This window comes from Atlantibacter sp. (genome assembly GCF_032062175.1).
GTDB lineage: Bacteria > Pseudomonadota > Gammaproteobacteria > Enterobacterales > Enterobacteriaceae > Atlantibacter.
Genome location: NZ_DAMBQK010000027.1, coordinates 21,871 through 38,994, shown reverse-complemented (window position 1 = coordinate 38,994; position 17,124 = coordinate 21,871). Strand labels below are relative to the sequence as shown.

The 17,124-nt window shown below is 55.0% G+C and carries 17 protein-coding genes; 10 read left to right on the top strand and 7 right to left on the bottom strand.

All coding sequences use genetic code 11. From position 1 onward, the window contains the following. Nucleotides 1-29 precede the first annotated feature (29 nt). The 3 genes from RT120_RS19060 (at nt 30) to rnd (ending at nt 3,688) form a co-directional block, all read left to right on the top strand. Nucleotides 30-608, top strand: coding sequence for a Slp family lipoprotein (locus RT120_RS19060; RefSeq protein WP_312985114.1), 579 nt, complete (start codon nt 30-32; stop codon nt 606-608). A 204-nt stretch (nt 609-812) separates the two neighbouring features. Next, on the top strand, nt 813-2,498 hold the full coding sequence (fadD, locus tag RT120_RS19055) for a long-chain-fatty-acid--CoA ligase FadD (RefSeq protein ID WP_312985113.1): 1,686 nt from the start codon (nt 813-815) through the stop codon (nt 2,496-2,498). 80 nt (nt 2,499-2,578) lie between these two features. Continuing rightward, complete coding sequence (gene rnd, locus RT120_RS19050) at nt 2,579-3,688, top strand: ribonuclease D (RefSeq protein WP_312985150.1); 1,110 nt, start codon at nt 2,579-2,581, stop codon at nt 3,686-3,688. A gap of 103 nt (nt 3,689-3,791) precedes the next feature. Here rnd and minE read toward each other — a convergent pair whose 3' ends face one another. The 3 genes from minE to minC are packed head-to-tail and all read right to left on the bottom strand — an operon-like array spanning nt 3,792 to nt 5,591. Beyond that, entirely contained in the window at nt 3,792-4,058 is a 267-nt protein-coding gene (gene minE / locus RT120_RS19045; protein ID WP_002462836.1) for a cell division topological specificity factor MinE, read from the bottom strand. A 3-nt stretch (nt 4,059-4,061) separates the two neighbouring features. Beyond that, on the bottom strand, nt 4,062-4,874 hold the full coding sequence (gene minD / locus RT120_RS19040; protein ID WP_312985110.1) for a septum site-determining protein MinD: 813 nt from the start codon (nt 4,872-4,874) through the stop codon (nt 4,062-4,064). A 24-nt stretch (nt 4,875-4,898) separates the two neighbouring features. Further along, entirely contained in the window at nt 4,899-5,591 is a 693-nt protein-coding gene (gene minC, locus RT120_RS19035; protein WP_312985149.1) for a septum site-determining protein MinC, read from the bottom strand. Nucleotides 5,592-5,716: 125 nt separating this feature from the next. Here minC and RT120_RS19030 point away from each other — a divergent pair, with 125 nt between their 5' ends. The 6 genes from RT120_RS19030 (at nt 5,717) to RT120_RS19005 (ending at nt 9,084) form a co-directional block, all read left to right on the top strand. Then, nucleotides 5,717-5,992, top strand: a complete 276-nt coding sequence (locus RT120_RS19030) for a YcgL domain-containing protein (RefSeq protein WP_312985107.1) — start codon at nt 5,717-5,719, stop codon at nt 5,990-5,992. Between the two features lie 75 nt (nt 5,993-6,067). Further along, the gene (locus tag RT120_RS19025) at nt 6,068-7,141 is read left to right on the top strand and encodes a lytic murein transglycosylase (protein WP_312985104.1); all 1,074 of its coding nucleotides are present in this window, start codon (nt 6,068-6,070) and stop codon (nt 7,139-7,141) included. Nucleotides 7,142-7,170: 29 nt separating this feature from the next. Continuing rightward, entirely contained in the window at nt 7,171-7,830 is a 660-nt protein-coding gene (locus RT120_RS19020; RefSeq protein WP_312985103.1) for a fumarylacetoacetate hydrolase family protein, read from the top strand. Between the two features lie 92 nt (nt 7,831-7,922). After that, nucleotides 7,923-8,369, top strand: coding sequence for a YcgN family cysteine cluster protein (locus tag RT120_RS19015; RefSeq protein WP_312985102.1), 447 nt, complete (start codon nt 7,923-7,925; stop codon nt 8,367-8,369). A gap of 144 nt (nt 8,370-8,513) precedes the next feature. Then, a complete protein-coding gene (locus RT120_RS19010) occupies nt 8,514-8,750 on the top strand; it encodes a YdcH family protein (RefSeq protein WP_312985100.1) in 237 nt (78 codons plus the stop codon). Between the two features lie 160 nt (nt 8,751-8,910). Next, nucleotides 8,911-9,084 (top strand): GhoT/OrtT family toxin, encoded by a 174-nt coding sequence (locus RT120_RS19005; protein WP_312985098.1) that lies wholly within the window; start codon nt 8,911-8,913, stop codon nt 9,082-9,084. A gap of 58 nt (nt 9,085-9,142) precedes the next feature. On the opposite strand, the gene dsbB is transcribed toward RT120_RS19005, so the two are convergent. Both dsbB and nhaB read right to left on the bottom strand, forming a co-directional pair. Beyond that, nucleotides 9,143-9,676, bottom strand: a complete 534-nt coding sequence (gene dsbB / locus RT120_RS19000) for a disulfide bond formation protein DsbB (RefSeq protein WP_312985096.1) — start codon at nt 9,674-9,676, stop codon at nt 9,143-9,145. 162 nt (nt 9,677-9,838) lie between these two features. Then, the gene (nhaB, locus tag RT120_RS18995; RefSeq protein WP_312985094.1) at nt 9,839-11,380 is read right to left on the bottom strand and encodes a sodium/proton antiporter NhaB; all 1,542 of its coding nucleotides are present in this window, start codon (nt 11,378-11,380) and stop codon (nt 9,839-9,841) included. A gap of 220 nt (nt 11,381-11,600) precedes the next feature. Between nhaB and fadR the strand changes: the two genes are divergently transcribed. Continuing rightward, a complete protein-coding gene (fadR, locus tag RT120_RS18990; RefSeq protein ID WP_312985092.1) occupies nt 11,601-12,320 on the top strand; it encodes a fatty acid metabolism transcriptional regulator FadR in 720 nt (239 codons plus the stop codon). A gap of 49 nt (nt 12,321-12,369) precedes the next feature. Here the strand turns inward: fadR and RT120_RS18985 are convergent, their stop codons facing one another. Continuing rightward, nucleotides 12,370-13,338, bottom strand: a complete 969-nt coding sequence (locus tag RT120_RS18985; protein ID WP_312985090.1) for a L,D-transpeptidase family protein — start codon at nt 13,336-13,338, stop codon at nt 12,370-12,372. 150 nt (nt 13,339-13,488) lie between these two features. Continuing rightward, entirely contained in the window at nt 13,489-16,935 is a 3,447-nt protein-coding gene (mfd, locus tag RT120_RS18980; RefSeq protein WP_312985088.1) for a transcription-repair coupling factor, read from the bottom strand. Between the last annotated feature and the right edge of the window lie 189 nt (nt 16,936-17,124).

The following is a 17,124-nucleotide window of genomic DNA, read 5'->3' as shown; positions in this document are numbered from 1 at the left end:
ACGCGGCGCGTCGGGTTAAGGAGTCAAAAATGGCGATGCAAAAAACGATGTTTCGCGTATGGCTGGTGGCGCTAGGTGCGCTGGCGCTTTCCGGGTGCGTCACCATTCCTGACGCCATTAAAGGCTCCAGCGAGATGCCCCAGCAGGACCTGGCCGCCGTGATGGACGCGCCGCGCCTGTACGTCGGTCAGGAAGCGCGTTTCGGCGGCAAAGTGGTCAGTATCCAGAACCAGCAGGGCAAAACCCGGCTGGAAATCGCCACCGTGCCGCTCGACAGTGGCGCGCGGCCGGTACTGGGCGAGCCGTCACGCGGGCGCATTTATGCCGATGTGAATGGCTTCCTCGACCCGGTAGACTTCCGGGGGCAACTGGTAACGGTACTGGGGCCGATCACTGGCGCGGTGGACGGCAAAGTTGGCGCAACGTCTTATAAATTTATGACCATGGATGTGACGGGCTATAAGCGCTGGCATATCACCCAACAGGTAATAATGCCGCCGCAGCCTATCGACCCCTGGTTTGGCCCGTACCCGTGGCGCTATGGATATGGTCCCTGGGGCTGGTATAATCCCGGCCCGGCTCAGGTTCAGACCATTGTAACCGAGTAAACCTTTGTTTTACGGCAATAACAGACAGCGGCAGGTCCGCTGTCTGTTCGTTTTCAGGACAGAAGAAAAATAAATAGTGACGCGCTTCGCATCCTTAAATCAGCCTAATTAATAAACTGGTACGCTGAGTTAATATTATGTTAACGACATGTTTTGTTTATTGGGGTTGCGATGACGACGAATACTACTTTCAGAGGTGATGCATTGAAGAAGGTTTGGCTTAACCGTTATCCGGCCGATGTTCCGGCTGAAATCAACCCCGATCGTTATCAATCCCTGGTGGAACTGTTTGAACAGGCCGTAACGCGTTACGCCGATCAGCCCGCATTTATCAATATGGGCGAGGTGATGACCTTCCGTAAGCTGGAAGAGCGCAGCCGCGCCTTCGCTGCCTATCTTCAGGAAGGGCTGGGATTGCAGAAGGGCGATCGCGTCGCGCTGATGATGCCGAACCTGCTGCAATATCCGGTGGCGCTGTTTGGCATTTTGCGCGCCGGCATGATCGTGGTAAACGTTAACCCGCTGTATACCCCGCGCGAACTGGAACACCAGCTAAATGACAGCGGTGCCAGCGCTATTGTGATCGTCTCCAACTTCGCCCACACGCTGGAAAAAGTCGTCGACCGCACCCAGGTCAGGCACGTGATCCTGACCCGCATGGGCGACCAGCTTTCCACCGCAAAGGGCACTCTGGTGAACTTTGTCGTGAAGTACATCAAACGTCTGGTGCCGAAATACCATCTGCCGGATGCGATCTCGTTTCGCAGCGCGTTGCATCATGGCTACCGCATGCAGTACATCAAACCGGAAGTGACAGGCAGCGATCTCGCTTTCCTGCAATACACCGGCGGTACAACCGGCGTCGCCAAGGGGGCGATGCTGACCCACCGCAATATGCTCGCCAATCTTGAGCAGGTGAAAGCCACCTACGGGCCGCTGCTGTTCCAGGGCAAAGAGTTTGTGATCACGCCGCTGCCGCTGTACCACATCTTCGCGCTCACCATGAACTGCCTGCTGTTTATCGAACTCGGCGGCCAGAACCTGCTGATCACCAACCCGCGCGATATTCCGGGGCTGGTAAAAGAGATGGCGAAATACCCGTTCACCGCCATGACTGGCGTAAACACGCTGTTCAACGCGCTGCTGAACAATAAAGAATTCCATCAGCTTGATTTTTCTACGCTCCATCTCTCTGCGGGCGGCGGGATGCCGGTACAACAGGCGGTGGCGGAACGCTGGGAAAAACTCACCGGGCAATTTTTGCTGGAAGGCTACGGCCTGACCGAGTGCTCGCCGCTGGTGAGCGTCAACCCACATGATATCGACTACCACAGCGGCAGCATCGGCCTGCCGGTGCCGTCCACCGAAGCGAAGCTTGTCGATGACGAGGGCAATGAAGTGGCCCACGGCGAACCGGGTGAGCTGTGCATTCGCGGGCCGCAGGTGATGTTAGGTTACTGGCAGCGCCCGGACGCCACCGATGAAATCATCAAAGACGGCTGGCTGGCGACCGGTGATATCGCGGTAATGGACGATGAAGGTTTTCTGCGCATCGTGGACCGTAAAAAAGATATGATCCTGGTGTCAGGTTTTAACGTTTATCCTAATGAAATCGAAGACGTGGTCATGCAACATAACGGCGTCAGCGAAGTGGCGGCGGTGGGCGTACCCTCCGGGGCCAGCGGCGAAACCGTGAAAATCTTTGTGGTGAAGAAAGACCCGGCGCTGAACGAAGAGTCGCTGATCACCTTCTGCCGTCGTCATTTGACCGGTTACAAAGTGCCTAAACTGGTAGAATTCCGCGATGAGCTCCCGAAATCCAACGTTGGGAAAATTTTACGACGAGAACTGCGTGACGAAGCACGCAAGCCAGGCAACAATAACGCCTGAGCTCCGAGACAGTCGCCAAACGCCGGTTAACCGGCGTTTTTTTTGGCGCAAACCAAAGAGAAAGTAATTTGAATTATCAGATGATCACCACCAACGACGCGCTTGCCGCCTGCTGCGAAGCGGCGCGTCGCCACCCGGCGCTGGCGCTGGACACCGAATTCGTTCGCACCCGCACCTATTACCCGCAACTGGGGCTTATCCAGTTGTATGACGGCGAGCAGGTCTCGCTGATCGATCCGTTGACCATCACCGAGTGGTCGCCGTTTAAAGCGCTGTTGCAGGACGTCAACGTCACTAAATTCCTCCATGCCGGCAGCGAAGATCTGGAAGTATTCCTGAATGCCTTCGGCATGATGCCGGACCCGTTTATTGATACCCAAATTCTGGCGTCATTTTCAGGCCACGCGCTGTCGTGCGGGTTTGCGGCGCTGGTCGAAAGCTTTACCGGCATCGCCCTGGATAAAAGTGAATCCCGGACCGACTGGCTGGCGCGCCCGCTGACGGAGCGCCAGTGCGATTACGCGGCGGCGGACGTGTGGTACTTATTACCTATCGCAAAACAGCTGGTAGAGAAAACCCGCGAATCAGGCTGGCTGGAAGCCGCGCTGGATGAGTGCCGCCTGATGATGGCGCGCCGCAGTGAACAGGCGGACCCGGAAGAAGTTTGGCGCGACATCGGTAACGCCTGGCAGCTACGAACTCGCCAACTGGCGTGTTTAAAACTGCTGGCAGCATGGCGGCTGAAAAAGGCGCGGGAGCGCGATCTGGCGCTGAACTTTGTCGTGCGCGAAGAGCACCTCTGGCAGGTTGCGCGCTATATGCCGACCTCGCTGGGTGAACTCGACAGCCTGGGGTTGTCGGGCAGTGAAATTCGCTTTCATGGCAAAACGTTATTAGCGCTGGTTGCACAAGCGCAGTCGTTACCGGAATCTGAATTCCCGGAGCCGATCGCTAATCTGGTTGATATGCCCGGTTATCGAAAAGTGTTTAAAGAGATCAAAGCGCTGGTACAGGCAACCAGCGAGGCAAAAGGGGTGAGTGCTGAATTACTTGCTTCGCGCCGCCAAATTAATCAGTTGTTAAACTGGCACTGGCAGCTTAAACCACGAACGACGCCACCAGAATTAATAAGCGGCTGGCGCGGGGAATTATTAAGCGAGCCGCTTAGTCCCTTATTAAGCAACTATTAACAAAAAACCCTGTGTATATTCACAGGGTTTTTTTATAACTATTGAGCAATCACAAAATAAAAGCGAGCGCTATTTATAAAAGGAATAAGAGCGCTCTTAAACGTTATTTCGATTCTTCCGCTTCCGGTAGCGTTACGTTAAGTTCCAGTACCGAAATATCGTCACCTTTTTGATCCAGTTGCACCGTCACCATTTCTGGATCGATCTGCACATATTTGCAAATCACTTCAAGAATATCGCGCTTGAGCTGCGGCAAATAATGCGGTTCTGAATCACTGCGGCGACGCTCCGCGACAATGATCTGTAAACGTTCTTTCGCGATACTGGCGGTATTCTTTTTACGCGAAAGAAAAAAGTCGAGTAATGCCATAAATCATCCTCCGAACAGGCGTTTGAGGAAACCTTTCTTCTCTTCTTCAATGAAGCGGAAAGGACGTTCTTCTCCAAGCAGACGCTCAATCATGTCGGCATACGCTTTACCCGCGTCGGATTCCTGATCGAGGATCACCGGCTCGCCCTGGTTGGACGCGCGAAGCACTGACTGATCTTCCGGGATCACGCCTACCAGCGGAATACGCAGAATTTCTAACACATCTTCCATGCTCAGCATGTCGCCACGGCTGACGCGGCCTGGGTTGTAACGGGTAAGCAGTAAATGCTCTTTGATCGGCGCTTCGCCGTTTTCGGCACGGCGGGATTTGGACGCCAGAATACCCAGGATACGGTCTGAGTCGCGCACCGAGGAGACTTCCGGGTTCGTGGTGATCACCGCTTCATCGGCGAAATAGAGCGCCATCAGCGCGCCGCTTTCGATGCCGGCCGGGGAGTCACAAACCACAAACTCAAAGTCCATGCTTTTCAGTTCATCGAGGATCTTACCTACGCCGTCGCGGGTCAGCGCGTCTTTATCGCGGGTCTGCGAGGCGGGGAGAATATAGAGATTCTCGGTGCGCTTATCTTTAATCAGCGCCTGGTTCAGCGTGGCATCGCCCTGGATGACGTTAACAAAATCGTATACGACACGACGTTCACACCCCATGATCAGGTCAAGGTTACGCAGGCCGATATCGAAATCGATAACAACGGTTTTTCTTCCCTTCTGGGCCAAACCCGTAGCGATGGCCGCGCTGGAGGTGGTCTTCCCAACGCCCCCTTTACCCGAAGTAACAACAATAATGCGTGCCATAAAGGAATTCCTTGTTAAAAGGGCTTAATTTAATGGTTGAATGGTCAAGTCGTTTTCTGCGAGTTGCAGACGTGCCGCCTTGCCAGAAAAAGTGGCTGGGATCTGATCGCTCAGCCAGTAAACCCCCGCAATGGAGACCAGCTCCGCCGCTAGGTTCATGCAAAATATTTGCGCATCCCGATCGCCGCTGGCACCGGCTAACGCGCGTCCGCGCATCATGCCGTAAACGTGGATATTGCCATCAGCGATAAGCTCCGCGCCAGCGCTCACGTGGTTAGTGACTATCAAATCACAATTTGGCGCATAAACTCGCTGCCCGGAACGCACTGGCAGATCGATTAAGCGTGTTTTTGTGATGGGCGTCGCAACAGGTTCGGGAGCGGGGGGCGTAACGGGACGGGCAGGTTTGTCTTTGCCTTCGGTCAGTAGCGCAATGCCGGCCCGGCTGATTTCAGCCTTGAGCGCGTCATCCTTGCAGCCGCTAATGCCAACCAGATGAAGGCCGCTCGCCAGCACGACATCATGTAATGCCTGCCAGTTAACCTTGCCTTCCAGATTCGAAATATTGACCACCACGGGCGCGTTTTTTAAAAAGGCCGGTGCCTGAGCAATTTTATCTTCCAGCGCTTTGCGAATCACCTCAGGGTGCGCATCATGCAAATGAACCACTGATAACGTGAAACTACTGCCTTTAAGCTCAATGGGCGTGTTTGACATCCTGGCCTTACTCAATTCAGTTATAATCCCCACAACGGTGGGATGATATTCCGAAACCCTCAAGGCATGTTATAGTCCCGACTATATTCAGGCAAGTCACCATCCGGCGAAATCAGAGTAAAAATATGTTTTGTGCTATCTATCGAAGTACCCGACGCGACCAAACTTATCTTTATGTAGAAAAAAGGGACGATTTTTCACGCGTACCGGAAGAATTGCTGCAAGGCTTCGGTCAACCGGTGCTGGCAATGTTATTTCCCCTCGATGGAAGAAAGAAATTAGCCTTCGCCGATCTGGAAAAGGTCAAAAAGGCATTAACCGAACAAGGCTATTATTTGCAAATTCCGCCGCCGCCGGAAGATTTGTTAAAGCAGCACCGTGAATTGCAAAGCAAAAAATAAGTTTCGCAACACGCACCAATGATTTCCTGGCTACATTAAGCACGATAACCTGTGATCAATGAGCCGGGAAATCCTATGAAATCTGCCGCCAGTGCATTAACACTTTTTAGTTGTCTTTTCGCGGGTTATCTCCACGCCACCCCGCAGTTGCCCGACCCCGCCCCTGCAACCTCGACACCCGCCGCCGCCGCCCAACAGGCTCCGGAATCTACCCAGCCCGATGGCTTTAGCGAATTTGTTGAGAAACTCAAACGCGAGGCACGCCAGCAGGGCATTCGTGGATCCACCGTTAACCAGGCGTTCGCCACGATGCATTTTGTCGAGCATGTGGTTAAAGCCGATCAAAACCAGCCCGAACAAAAGGTGCTGCTGGATGATTACCTTCATCGCGTGATTACCTCTGAAAAAATCGCTGAAGCGCGAACCCAGATGCGTAATCATCAGCAAATCCTGAGCCGCACCGAGCAACGCTACGGCGTTCAGCCGCAATACCTGGTGGCCTTGTGGGCGCTGGAAAGCCGTTTTGGCAAAGTGCAGGGCGACGAAGACATTTTCTCGGCGCTGGCGAGCCTGGCCTTCGAAGGGCGCCGTGAGGCCTTTTTTACTAAGGAATTAATTGCGGCGCTGAAGATGGTGGATGAAGGCCATATCGAAGCCAGCCAGATGAAAGGCTCCTGGGCAGGTGCGATGGGGCAAAACCAGTTTATGCCCAGCTCCTATTTACGCTACGGCGCGGATGGTGACGGCGACGGCAAAATGGATATCTGGAATAACATTGATGATGTGTTTGCCTCCAGCGCCAACTATCTGGCAAGTGAAGGCTGGAAGCGCGGCGGGGAGTGGGGCCAGGAAGTTAAGCTGCCCGCTGATTTCGACACCGCATTAGCCGGGACCAAAACCGCGCAGCGTAAAACGGTTGCTCAGTGGCAGGCTATTGGCATCACCTTCCCGCAGAATAGCCGCCGGCCCTATCCTCAGCAAAACGCCTGGATCGTCATCCCTGATGATGGACAAAAGCGCGGTTTCATGGCGTTTCAAAATTTCCGCACACTGATGACATGGAATCGTTCTTACTATTTTGCTATCAGTATTGGCATGATGGCCGATGCAATCATGCGCAATGACGACAACGCACCGGCCCAAAAATAATCACTACCACATAACGCAGAGGGAACACCATGTATCAACACCATAACTGGCAAGGGGCGCTGCTGGATTTTCCGGTCAATAAAGTGGTTTGCGTGGGCAGTAACTACAGCAAACATATTCAGGAGATGGGCAGCGCGCCGCCTGACGAACCGGTGCTGTTTATCAAACCAGAAACCGCGCTGTGCGATATTCGCCAGCCGCTGGTGCTGCCCCAGGGGTTGGGATCGGTACACCACGAAGTGGAACTCGCGGTGCTGATTGGCTCAACGCTGCGCCAGGCGACGGAAGATCACGTCAGCAAAGCCATCGCCGGATATGGCGTCGCGCTGGACCTGACGTTGCGCGATGTGCAGTCGAAAATGAAGAAAGGCGGCCACCCGTGGGAGAAAGCCAAAGGTTTTGATAACGCCTGCCCGATTTCTGGATTTATTCCGGCAGCGGAATTTGGCTGCGATCCGCAGAATGTGGCACTGGTCCTGAAAGTGAACGGCGAAGTGCGTCAGAACGGCAATACTAAAGACATGATCCATAAAATCATCCCGCTGATTGCCTATATGAGCCGCTACTTCACACTGCGCGCCGGGGATATCATTCTTACCGGCACACCGGAAGGCGTCGGGCCACTGGCAAGCGGCGACGAACTGGAAATTACCTTTAACGACCGCACCCTGACGACACGCGTCCTGTAACCGTTTTGCCGCCTCGTCCGGGGCGGCAAGGCTTGCATCCGGGGCCGATAGTGTTTATAAGGTGCAGCTTACTTTTAGCGGCGGACCCTGGCATGAGCGACACACCTTTCTGGCAACAAAAAACTCTCGATGAAATGAGCGACGCGGAATGGGAATCCCTGTGCGACGGCTGCGGTCAGTGTTGCCTGCATAAGCTGATGGACGAAGACACAGATGAAATCTACTTTACCAACGTCGCCTGCAAGCAGCTCAATATCAAAACCTGCCAGTGCCGCAACTACGAGCGCCGCTTTGAATATGAGCCGGACTGCATCAAACTGACCCGCGATAACTTGCCGACTTTCGAGTGGCTACCGCCGAGCTGCGCCTATCGCCTGCTGGCGGAGGGCAAGGGGTTGCCGGTGTGGCACCCGCTGCGCACCGGATCGAAAGCGGCGATGCACGCCGAGCGAATTTCCGTGCGTCATATCGCGGTGAAAGAGTCGACGGTACGCGACTGGCAGGATCATATCCTCAACAAGCCCGACTGGGCGCAGTGACCTTAACGCAAATTCATATTGTGCTAACGAGCCGGACTCTGCTCACAAATTAGTCATTCTCTTTGCCTTGTCTCAGCAAAAAGTCGTAGAGTGACGGTGTCGCTGCAAAGGCGGCACCGTCATCCACTTTACAGAGGAAGGCCTATGTTCCCAGAGTACCGTGATTTAATTCCCCGCCTCAAAGCTGAACATCCGCGTTTCGAATCGCTCGTCGCGAAACATAATGCCCTGGACCAGGAAATAAGCCGCCGTGAAGGCGTGAATGGCAGGGGGTATTGCGAAGAGGTCGCCCGGCTCAAAAAAGAGAAACTGCATCTGAAAGACCAGATCTTTAAAATCCTGCAACAACAGAGCCAGCAGGCATCGGAACCCTCACACTAAATGTCGGGAAAGACATGCAACCGCCTCTTTGCAGGCGGTTTTTTGTTGAATAAAACCGGAAATTTAGTGGTAGAAATGATGCGACTACGTTAATCAACTTGATGTTACAGAAAAATCCGCGCATAGTGCAGCCCGTTTATTCAACGGATCGCTTTTCTCTATGACGCTGTATCAAAAAATGTGGGTGTTTTACATCGTGATGGCGAGCCTCGCCGCCTTGGTGACCTTCTTAATTGCTAAAGATCGGGTACGGATTAAGTTGCTGAGCGCGGCGTTAATCGGCGCGACCTGGCCGATGAGTTTCCCCGTTGCGCTGCTGTTTGCACTGTTCTAAACACCAGGCAAAAAAAAGCCCCGAAGCGCTGCTTCAGGGCTGGGTAATAAAACCTTTCTTAGTAGCGACCAAACAGATCGCGTTTGCGCGGTTTAAACGGTTGGGCAATTAATACCAGCAGCGCCACGACCAGATAAGCCGCGAAAATTCCCAATAGCCACTGCGGCATCTCCAGCGATAAAAATTCCCACTGACGAACTGAGCAATCGCCACTGGCGACAAACACCTGCGGCAGCCATTTATCCAGTGGTAGCCAGCTCGGGAAACGCGCGGCGAAATCGCAGGTGACGAAGGGGGAAGGGTGCAACTGCATTATCGTATGTTCGTAGGCCAATGCCACACCCTGCCATGCGCTGTAAATCCATACGCCGATCGCCACAAAACGCAGGGGCGTTTTCGGGGCAATCACGCCAAGAATTCCCGCACCCATAATGCCAAATAATGCACAACGCTCATAAATACATAACACGCACGGCTGCAGTTTCATCACATGCTGAAACCACAGCGCGACCAGTTCCAGCGCGAACGCTGTGATGGCCATCAGAAGCCATGCGCCGCGACCACGGGAGCACTGGTTTAAATATCGCAACATAATCAAATTCCCTGCTGTATGCGTCGAGAGGGCAGTGTAAACGAATTCGCCTGGCACGCCACTAAGGACAATAAAAATAACAAATTAATCGGACATTCATCATTCAAAAGCGCCTGCCGGAGACGGCGCCTGGTTATTTATTCACTTCGCGCGCCATGATAATCAGGCTGTCGCGATCCAGCCATGCGCGAGCATCCACTCTGTGGCGGGCATCAAGATAAATTCAACGCATGCCAGCCCCGTTAAGGTGAGCACCAGCGTATAAGGCAGTGCCATCCACACCATGCGGCCATACGACAGACGAATCAACGGTGCCAGCGCCGAAGTCAACAGGAACAGAAACGCCGCCTGGCCGTTAGGCGTCGCTACAGACGGTAAATTGGTGCCGGTATTAATCGCTACCGCCAGCAATTCAAACTGTTGGCGATCGATAAGCCCTTGCTGCAGCGCATTTTTTGCCTCGTTAATATATACCGTGCCGACAAAGACATTATCGGAAATCGCCGACAGCAGCCCGTTAAACAGATAAAACAGCGAGAGTTGCGCATGAGGCGCGGCTTCCAGCACAAAAGTGATGATTGGCGAGAAGAGTTTCTGGTCAATAATGACCGCGACCACGGCGAAAAATACCGTCAGCAGCGCGGTAAACGGCAGCGCTTCGGTGAAGGCTTTGCCGATGGCATGTTCATCGGTGACGCCGCACAGCGCGGTAGCGAACACTATGACCGACAGGCCAATCAGCCCAACCTCGGCCAGATGCAAGGCCAGAGCCACGATCAGCCAGACGGCGATAATCGCCTGTACTACCAGCTTCATCTTGTCCTGACGGGTGCGATCGCGGGTGCTTTTTTCATCGAACTCCCGTAATACCTGGCGTACCGACTCAGGCAGCGGTTCACCGTAGCCAAACCAGCGCATTTTCTCGACGATCGCACAGGTCGCCAGGCCGCAAAACAGCACCGGTACGCTCACCGGGGCGACGCGCAGCAAAAAATCGACAAAGTGCCAGTCGGCGGCTTTGGCGATGATCAGATTCTGAGGTTCACCCACCATCGTCATGACGCCGCCGAGTGCGGTGCCGACGCCGGCATGCATCATCAGGCTGCGTAAAAACGCGCGGAATTTTTCCAGATTGGCGCGGCTTTCGTCTTCGAGCGTCGAGTCATCCTGCAAGTCGCCGTTATCATGACGGGTACTGGCGTAGCGGTGATAGATGCTGTAAAAGCCCACGGCGACGCTGATCACCACGGCCACCACCGTCAACGCATCCAGGAACGCGGATAAAAACGCGGCGGCGAAACAGAACGCCAAAGACAGCAGCAGTTTAGAGCGAATGCCCAGCAGCAGTTTAGTGAAAATCAGCAACAGCAACTGTTTCATAAAGTAGATGCCTGCCACCATAAACATCAGCAGCAACAGGACTTCGAGGTTAGCACTAATCTCTTCGCGGATATGGCCTGGCGTGGTCATACCGACCATTACCGCTTCGATAGCCAGCAGCCCACCCGGTAAGAGTGGATAGCACTTCAGCGCCATCGCCAGAGTGAAAATGAATTCAGCCACCAGAAACCAACCGGCGATAAACGGGCTGACAAAAAAGAGAATCGGATTAAGTACCAAAAATGACAACAGTGTCACTTTATACCAGTCAGGAGACTGACCGAGAAAATTACGGTAAAGGGCGCGTCCGAAAGACATTTCCATGGTCCAGAGTTTACTCCTGCTGAAAAAGGGTGGGGGTGCGACGGAAAATCCTAGCGCTCGCGTCTGTTCCAGGCAAGCTAAAACGGGGTTTTAAACGTGCCGGTAATTAATAAAAAGCAAACCGCGATCCCCTTTTTGCCCTGAGACTTCGCTATGTGTCAGGAAATGCGTCTGGTATGATGAGTGAATTTTGTAAAATGCTGTGTATGGGTATCTCACTATGGTTATAAAGGCGCAAAGCCCGGCGGGTTTCGCTGAAGAGTACATCATTGAAAGTATCTGGAATAATCGCTTCCCGCCGGGGACGATCCTTCCGGCGGAACGTGAGCTCTCCGAGTTAATCGGCGTTACTCGCACCACGCTGCGTGAAGTGTTGCAGCGTCTGGCCCGCGACGGCTGGTTGACCATTCAACACGGCAAACCCACCAAAGTGAATAACTTCTGGGAAACGTCGGGGCTTAACATTCTCGAAACGCTGGCGCGCCTCGACCACGAAAGCGTTCCGCAGCTGATTGATAATCTGCTGTCGGTACGTACCAATATCGCGACGATTTTTATCCGTACCGCGTTTCGTCAGCATCCTGATAAAGCGCTGGAAGTCCTGGCTACGGCAACAGAAGTGGAAGATCACGCCGATGCGTTTGCCATTCTCGACTACAACATCTTCCGCGGTTTGGCGTTCGCTTCGGGCAACCCGATTTATGGCCTGATTCTTAACGGAATGAAAGGGTTGTATACCCGCATTGGGCGTCACTATTTTGCTAACCCGGAAGCGCGAAGCCTGGCGTTAGGTTTCTACCATCGCCTGGCGAAAATCTGCGAAGAGGGGCTGCACGACCAGGTGTATGAAAGCGTGCGCCGCTACGGTCACGAGAGTGGTGAAATCTGGCACCGCATGCAGAAAGCCATTCCAGGCGGTCTGACTATGACCGGCCGCTAACGGCACCTCATTAAAACAGATGGCCTCGCTACTAAGCGAGGCCATTTTTTTAGATCTCCCGCTGACCGCTCGCATCGCCATGGCGGGTCACGTCGACCGGCATCCCGGAGCGCAACTCCATGGCGTGGTTCATCACGTCGCCATTGACCGTCGGTTGAGCGCGGAAGCGCTGCGCACCGTCATTCAGGCTGATCGGCAGCGTCTGCGGATCGTCATTGATATCCTTCGACAACGGCTGATGGACTTCGACAATCTGGCGGCCATCCGGCTCGCTGGAAATTTTCAGCGGCTCGTTAATGATGTTTACCTTCGTCCCCACATCCACCACGCTGAACAGGTGCTTGATATCGTCATCGCGCAGACGGATACAGCCGGAGCTGACGCGCATCCCGATACCGAAATCAGCGTTGGTGCCGTGCAGCAAATAAACGCCGCCATAAGCGGCGAGGCGGATCGCGTGATGCCCCATCGGGTTATCCGGCCCGGCGGGCACGACGGCGGGTAAGATGATCCCCTGTTTAAGATACCGGGCGCGGATATTGGCGGTCGGCGTCCAGGTCGGATTAGCGCGCTTTTGCGACACGCTGGTTTTCATGGTCGGCGTCAGGGTATCGCCGTCCAGTTGGCCGATGCCAATCGGGTACACCGTCACGCTGTTGGTGCCTGGAGGGAAGTAGTACAGACGCAGTTCCGCCAGGTTGATCAAAATGCCTTCACGCGGCGCATCGGGCAGCAGTATCTGGCGCGGAATAGTCAGTACGCTGCCTTCGCGCGGGACATACGGGTCAACGCCGGGATTGGCCTGCATCAGCGCCAGGAAACCAACGTTATACTGCTTAGCGATAGCCTCCAGCGAGCCGCCGCCTGGCTCAACCACATGATACTGGATTTCGCCTATTAAACGGCTGCCCGTAGGCGGTAGCGGGTAAGTATTGGCTCGCGTTGGCAGTGCGACGGCAAGCGTGGCGATGACGCTAAACCAGGTTATCCAGCGAAAAATACGCAATGAAGAAGTCATATTAATAACCCTATGATTGTTAAGGTTTTGTAATGGGTAGAAGAGGGAAGTATGACCAGTCCCGTCCAGGGAAATCCTGGAGGATTGAAATATTGTGTAAATTATTAATGAAACGGGAAAAAACCCGACGTTGCGCCGGGCTTTTATCGGTTATGCCACCGCGTTTTCCTGCACTTGGGTCATAAACTGCGTGACCCATTCCATGCGGGTTTTACGCTCGCTAAGATCCTGGAAAAACTTCAGGCGCGTCGGGCCATCGAGGCGGAAATGCTGCGGCGATTTTTGCAGCAGACCAATAAGCCATACCGGATCAACATGGTTCTTCTCGGCGAATTCGATCACGCCGCCTTTATCGTGGGCTTCAATCTTACGGATGCCCATTTTCTGCGCCTGCTGACGCAGACGGGCGATATCCAGCAGATTGCGCGCCGCATCCGGCAACAGGCCGAAGCGGTCAATCAGCTCGACTTTGAGTTCATCCAGTTCGCCAGGTTTTTTGGCGCTGGCGATCCGCTTATAGAATGACAGCCGCGTATTCACATCAGGGATAAACTCCTCCGGCAGCAGCGATGGCATCCGCAGTTCCACCTCGGTTTGCTGGTTGGTGAGGTCTTCCAGCGAAGGTTCACGCCCTTCCTTCAGCGCATCCACCGCGTTTTCCAGCAGCTCCATGTACAGCGAGAAGCCGATAGTTTCCATCTGCCCGCTCTGGCCTTCGCCGAGCAGTTCGCCCGCGCCGCGAATTTCCAGGTCGTGGGTCGCCAGCGCAAATCCCGCGCCCAAATCTTCCAGCGACGCGATGGCCTCAAGCCGTTTTTGCGCGTCCGTGGTCATCGCCTTTGGATGCGGCGTCAGCAGCCAGGCATAGGCCTGGTGGTGCGAGCGCCCCACACGACCGCGCAATTGGTGGAGTTGCGCCAGGCCAAAATGGTCGGCGCGCTCAATAATGATGGTATTGGCGGTAGGGATGTCGATGCCGGTTTCGATGATGGTGGTGCATACCAGCACGTTAAAGCGCTGATGGTGGAAATCATTCATCACCCGTTCCAGTTCGCGCTCGCGCATCTGACCGTGACCGATGGCGATACGCGCTTCCGGTACCAGGGTCGCCAGCCGATCGGCCGCTTTCTGAATATTTTCCACGTCGTTATACAGGTAATAAACCTGGCCGCCGCGCAGGATCTCACGCAGGATGGCTTCGCGCACCACCAGGCTGTCGTATTCGCGCACGAAGGTTTTCACCGCCAGGCGGCGCGCGGGCGGGGTGGCAATAATCGACAGATCGCGCATGCCGCTCATCGCCATATTCAGGGTTCGCGGAATAGGCGTGGCGGTCAGCGTCAGGATATCCACGTCGGCGCGCATCGCTTTGATGCGCTCTTTATGGCGCACCCCGAAGCGGTGTTCTTCATCGACAATCAGCAGCCCCAGATCTTTCCACTGCACATCGCTTTGCAACAGCTTGTGGGTGCCGATCAGGATATCAATTTTGCCGTCGGCGGCCTGTTCCAGCACCTGCGCCTGCTCTTTGGCGCTGCGAAAACGCGACAACATCTCAATGCGCACCGGCCAGTTGGCGAAACGGTCGCGGAAGTTATCAAAGTGCTGCTGGGCCAGCAGGGTCGTCGGCACCAGCACCGCCACTTGTTTGTTGTTCTCTACCGCCAGGAAGGCCGCGCGCATTGCCACTTCGGTTTTGCCGAAGCCAACATCGCCGCACACCAGGCGGTCCATCGCCAGCGGCTGGCACATATCGCTCAGCACCGCGTTAATAGCCTGGGCCTGATCCGGCGTGGTTTCAAACGGGAAGCTGTCACAGAACAGTTGATACTGCTCGCGGTCGTGTTTAAACGCGAAACCGGATTTTGCTGCGCGTTGCGAGTAGATATCCAGCAGTTCTGCCGCCACGTCGCGGACTTTCTCCGCCGCTTTCTGCCGCGCGCGGGACCAGGCGTCGCTGCCGAGTTTATGCAGCGGCGCGTTATCTTCCGCCCCCCCGGCGTAGCGGCTAATCAGATGCAGCGACGACACCGGCACGTACAATTTGGCGTCATTGGCGTAGGTCAAAATCAGATATTCGCCGGTGATACCGCCTGCCTCCAGGGTGGTCATGCCGGCATAGCGGCCCACGCCGTGTTCCAGATGTACCACCGGCTGCCCGGTATGCAATTCCGCCAGGTTACGGATCAAGGTATCCGGGTTGATGGTGCGACGGTTGTCCTGGCGACGGCGCGCCACGCGCTCGCCCAGCAGATCGCTTTCGCAAATCAACGCCCGCTGGCGGCGGGTATCGATAAAGCCGCGTTCGGCAGATCCTAAAATCACGTAGCGGCCCTGACCGCTGGCTTCATCAAAGCGGTACAGCTTTTTCGGCGCGACTTTAATACGCGCCAGCAGCTCTGACAGGGCTTCGCGGCGGCCTTCACTTTCTACCGAAAACACCACCGGGCCGTCGAAGGATTCGAGAAACTTGCGCAGATCGTCCAGCGGGGCTTTGTTTTGGGCTTTAACCGATAATTCCGGCAGCGGCTGATAGCCAAGATTGGCATTGGCCGCCTTTTCCGGCAGCGCCTCGGTTTTGAGTTGCACACGCGGCCAGTTTTTTAACTCGCTGAACAATTCGTCGGTGCGCAGCCACAGCTGTTCCGGCGGCAATAGCGGCCGCATTGGATCCACGCCGCGGTTTTCAAAACGCGCCACGGTATCGGCCCAGAAACGCTGGGCACTGCCTTCCAGATCGCCGGTGTTGACCACCAGCGTATTCGCCGGGAAATAGCTGAACAGCGCAGGCAGCGGCTCGCTGAAAAACAGCGGTTGCCAGTATTCGATACCGGCGGGCAGGGTGCCTTTACTCACCTGCTGGTAGATATGCTCGGCGTCGCGCTTGACTTCGAAGCGATCGCGCCAGTGGGTGCGAAACAGCTCAATAGCCGTTTTATCCGTCGGAAACTCATGCGCCGGCAGCAGATTAATGGCCTCGACTTCCTCCAGCGTGCGCTGGGTATCGACGTCGAACAGCCGCAGGCTGTCGATTTCATCATCGAAAAAGTCGAGACGATAGGGCTGGGCGCTGCCCATCGGATAGAGGTCGAGCAACGCGCCGCGCGTGGCGTATTCGCCATGTTCCATGACCTGATCCACGTGGCGATATCCCGCCTGTTCAAGCTGGCTGCGCAGCGCATCGCGTGACAGTTGCTGGCCCTTTTTCATCACCAGCGCGTGGCCGTGCAGGAAACTGTGCGGGCAAACGCGCTGCATCAGGGTATTGACCGGCAAGATCAATACGCCGCGCTGCATGGCGGGTAACTGGTACAGCGTCGATAAGCGCGAAGAAATAATGTCCTGGTGAGGCGAGAAACTGTCGTAAGGCAGGGTTTCCCAGTCTGCCAGGTTCATCACCATGCTGTCGGTGAATTGACGGATTTCATCGTGCAGTCGCAGGGCATTTTGCATATCAGGGGCAATCAGCACCACCGGTCCGGCATGGCGTTCAGCCATTTCTGCCACTTCCGTGGCGCAGGCCGCGCCGGTGAGTTCGCCCAGGAGACGTTGATCGCCCGGTTTGGCGGGCAAGGAATAACGATATTGTTCAGACATAGCGTGTTTTAGCGTTTCTCGTAGTGACCCGCGACCCGGTAAAGTCTGGCGCAAGAATGGGTTATCGCGATGAATGCGGACTGTTCTTATTATCCGCGATCGGTCTGCATTAGCAAAGCGTAACACAAACTCTGTGGTGGCGTTTTTGTGACGTTGTCACATTCATCACTGAAAACGGCGACGATTTCA

Bases quoted from the DNA above. Each gene is read 5' to 3' on its own strand.
- minE (WP_002462836.1), bottom strand. From the start codon at position 4,058: ATGGCATTACTCGACTTTTTTCTTTCGCGTAAAAAGAATACCGCCAGT.
- fadR (WP_312985092.1), top strand. From the start codon at position 11,601: ATGGTTATAAAGGCGCAAAGCCCGGCGGGTTTCGCTGAAGAGTACATC.
- rnd (WP_312985150.1), top strand. From the start codon at position 2,579: ATGATCACCACCAACGACGCGCTTGCCGCCTGCTGCGAAGCGGCGCGT.
- RT120_RS19030 (WP_312985107.1), top strand. From the start codon at position 5,717: ATGTTTTGTGCTATCTATCGAAGTACCCGACGCGACCAAACTTATCTT.
- RT120_RS19060 (WP_312985114.1), top strand. From the start codon at position 30: ATGGCGATGCAAAAAACGATGTTTCGCGTATGGCTGGTGGCGCTAGGT.
- RT120_RS18985 (WP_312985090.1), bottom strand. From the start codon at position 13,338: ATGACTTCTTCATTGCGTATTTTTCGCTGGATAACCTGGTTTAGCGTC.
- RT120_RS19010 (WP_312985100.1), top strand. From the start codon at position 8,514: ATGTTCCCAGAGTACCGTGATTTAATTCCCCGCCTCAAAGCTGAACAT.
- mfd (WP_312985088.1), bottom strand. From the start codon at position 16,935: ATGTCTGAACAATATCGTTATTCCTTGCCCGCCAAACCGGGCGATCAA.
- dsbB (WP_312985096.1), bottom strand. From the start codon at position 9,676: ATGTTGCGATATTTAAACCAGTGCTCCCGTGGTCGCGGCGCATGGCTT.
- RT120_RS19025 (WP_312985104.1), top strand. From the start codon at position 6,068: ATGAAATCTGCCGCCAGTGCATTAACACTTTTTAGTTGTCTTTTCGCG.
- minD (WP_312985110.1), bottom strand. From the start codon at position 4,874: ATGGCACGCATTATTGTTGTTACTTCGGGTAAAGGGGGCGTTGGGAAG.
- RT120_RS19020 (WP_312985103.1), top strand. From the start codon at position 7,171: ATGTATCAACACCATAACTGGCAAGGGGCGCTGCTGGATTTTCCGGTC.
- minC (WP_312985149.1), bottom strand. From the start codon at position 5,591: ATGTCAAACACGCCCATTGAGCTTAAAGGCAGTAGTTTCACGTTATCA.
- RT120_RS19015 (WP_312985102.1), top strand. From the start codon at position 7,923: ATGAGCGACACACCTTTCTGGCAACAAAAAACTCTCGATGAAATGAGC.
- nhaB (WP_312985094.1), bottom strand. From the start codon at position 11,380: ATGGAAATGTCTTTCGGACGCGCCCTTTACCGTAATTTTCTCGGTCAG.
- RT120_RS19005 (WP_312985098.1), top strand. From the start codon at position 8,911: ATGACGCTGTATCAAAAAATGTGGGTGTTTTACATCGTGATGGCGAGC.